Genomic DNA, 1,923 nt, shown 5'->3' with positions numbered 1-1,923 from the left:
TAATGTTACTAATTGTGTTTCCGCCAGCCAGCGGTAAAGGGTGCTTATCTTTAATTAGAAAGCTGGTTGGGAAGATAAATTCTGATTTAATGGCGCAGAATAAAGCTGCGGATTGTGAATTTAGATACAAGAGTGATCTTTACAAAAAAAGTTTAAAAGCTGGCGGTGATTTAATGCCCCCTGAGAAACCTTCAAAGCCAATATTATTAATGCCCGGCGATGTAACCTCAGCAAAGCTTATTGAACAGATTGGGCATAATGGTGCTAACCAGGCCCTGATGATTTTTGAAACAGAGGCTGACGCCTTTGGCATAAGTGCCTCCAATGCGCAATTTGGATCTCAAATTTCTACTGTACTACGGAAGGCCTTTGAATTTGAAACGATTGAGCAGGCAAGAAAAGGCGAGGAGGCATCACATAGCGCAGAATCACCTAAACTGGTAATGGTGCTAAGCGGTACAGAAAGTCAGATCAGTAAAATATTTAAATCAAACGAAGATGGGTTGTTTTCAAGATTTATGATTGTTACTGGCAGTCCTTCACCCAAATGGATGAACGTGCAACCTGATCCTGCAAACGTGTCACAGGATGATTTTTTTGAATTAAAGGCTGATGAATATCATGAAATGTGGAAATTTCTCAACGGGAAAAGCATAGAAGTTCTATTTAGTCAGGATCAATGGGATCGTGTTAATGCCTTTGGTGAAAAATATTTAGCAATAACGCACCATTTTACCGGCGAACTTTCTGGAAGTCTAGCAAAAAGGCACGCCAATATGATTACCCGTTTAGCGGCCATATTCACGATGTTAAGATTTTTTGAAAACAAAAGTTTGATACCGAATGCATATTGTAGTGATGTGGATTTTAATATATCGCTCTGGATGGCAGAAAATTCAATAAACTGCAGCCTGAAGCTTTATAAAAAGTTACCGAACAAAGAGGTAAAAAACCCTGCTACGCAAAGCCTCTTCATTTTGCAAAATTTAGGGGATATTTTTAAATTGAAACATGTGGCGCTAATAAAACCGCCTGTATCAATCCCCAGACGGTCATTAAATAGGTTGATGTCTGATTTTGTAGTAGGCGGATTGTTAATCAGGTTGCAACCCGGCGTATATCAAAAAACACCCATGGCCCACTTGGCGCTGGCGCACTTTAACAAAATTGAATAGCGTTCTGGGCCAGCGCCAAGTGGGCCAAGGGCTATTTTACAAAAACAGGCGGCACATAATATAAGACGGAGTCGCCTGTTATGTGATGAATAGGGGTGTGGTTGCCATACCAAAAAACTGTGTTATACTTTACCGGAATGATAAGGTGCCTTGTTGCAGTGGATTTAAGACGCTTCCAGAAAGATTTAAGAAGATCACGTCTTGTGATAGTTAACGCCGCTAAACGTTTGCGAATGTGGTTTAAAGTCCTGTCTTATTGATTAGGCCTAATGAATCTTGGTAAACGTCTCGGGCTATCTGTTTTTACCTTAATAATTTACTTCAATCCCTTCCGGAGATATCTTTATATTCTTTACAGGACCGGTAACTATTACAGAACGGCCATTAATTGAAAACCGGTATGAGTTATCACTAGCGTTAAAAACCTGGGAAGTATCAAGCATTAGTGGAGTAGATGCAGGCAATGGCACTCCGTCGATTTCACCTTTAGCACGCTGACCGCGAACATCAGGAAAGATAATTCCTTGATCCCTTAATTTTGACTTGTGATTGTGTACAGAAGCTATGCCGATACCGAAAACGCAGCAATATCTTTTGGGGCCACTTCATTAAGTGCCATTTTTTTAAGCTGTTCTATTTCATCCGGGTTTAAGATTTTATATGACATTGTATTTTTACGGTTTTGATTACGCTATCTTATTTAAATTATAGAAGTTTAAACTTTGAAAGTGTAAATATAGAATATATT

At 39.3% G+C, this 1,923-nt stretch carries 1 protein-coding gene; it reads left to right on the top strand.

Going from position 1 to position 1,923, the window contains the following annotated elements; genetic code table 11:
- Positions 1–1,175: DUF3987 domain-containing protein (locus QZY09_RS13830; RefSeq protein WP_295673283.1), on the top strand; the 1,175-nt coding region annotated here is incomplete at its 5' end.
- Positions 1,176–1,923: the final 748 nt, after the last annotated feature.

The organism is uncultured Mucilaginibacter sp., from assembly GCF_903913935.1.
Taxonomy (GTDB): Bacteria; Bacteroidota; Bacteroidia; order Sphingobacteriales; family Sphingobacteriaceae; genus Mucilaginibacter.
Note: the sequence above shows the minus strand (reverse complement) of the source record. Positions and strands in the feature narration are given on the sequence as shown.